Annotated in this window: 1 pseudogene; it reads left to right on the forward strand. The window is 50.4% G+C overall.

From position 1 onward, the window contains the following. Window positions 1-679: 679 nt before the first annotated feature. Window positions 680-880, forward strand: a pseudogene (locus HMPREF3042_RS11145) (ClbS/DfsB family four-helix bundle protein); the annotation flags it as partial. Between the last annotated feature and the right edge of the window lie 174 nt (window positions 881-1,054).

The raw sequence follows: 1,054 nt of genomic DNA on the forward strand, positions 1-1,054 counted from the left end.
ACATTACACACACTTCACACATAAAGCGAATCCGCAGTTCACGGAGTATTTTTATAACGCGCATCAGCACATGAACAGCTATAAGCGAGCTGACTACAACATGCGCGAGGCAGCAGGTGAAGCGTACTGGATTTAGTTCCTACTACAGCCCTGAAACTCGACCGAGCGTGATCACATTCGACGGTCGCTATTACAGCGCTCTAGCTAAGGGGCCGACAGTCTCTACAAGGCAAAACTGATTCATACTCAAAACGCGTGGGCATAGTTCGGAAAGGTTGAGTTTGCGACTTTACGGAGGATGCATTGCTAAAGCAATATGCACATTCACAAAGTGCTGGACTGACCACACCACGGGAAGCACAAACTTAGAGCTATCTCGCCCATCCCGTCAACTCATGCTCGTAAAAGCGGACCTAAGTCCAAGATGCTTAAACATACGCATGAATACATCGGATAAAGAGTCCTTGGCAGAAGATGTCTGGTGAAGTCTCATGAATGCGGAAGCGAACTTGAAGCAGAGATCGCTTAGCGCGGGAGTCTACTCAACTGCGACCTCGAGGGTATTCCCGATAATGGTTGGAAAATGCTGGTTGAGGGGATTGACCGCACGCCCCGGCAGATTATCGCGTAACAGCTGGGCTGGATGAAACTACTGCTTAGCTAGGAGCGAGAAGAGCAAGCTGGCAAGGAGGTGGTGGCTCCAGACCCTGATTTCAAATGGAGTCAGCTAGATGGTTTGTCCGAGACGTTCTACCAACATTGCGAGCTGGCACCGCCACAAAATCTGATCAATAGGTACGACATTCTGCTCGACGAGGCAACCCAACTGGTAGCTTGCCTGACCGGGTCGCAGCTGTTTGAGTCCAGGCAGCGATTGTGAGACGACGGACGTATTTGGTTTTGATTTGCTCGTGGGTCTGCTGCCGGTCAACTAGGGGCCCTTATACCAACCACGACAAGACCGACCTGATAGCCCCCCCTAAGCCGAAAGAGGGCATCAGCACTAGAAGGTTAGCTTATGCCGTTTATTCTGTTGAATGTTGTTTACTTGTGG

The organism is Corynebacterium sp. HMSC074C05, from assembly GCF_001838325.1.
Lineage (GTDB): Bacteria > Actinomycetota > Actinomycetes > Mycobacteriales > Mycobacteriaceae > Corynebacterium > Corynebacterium amycolatum.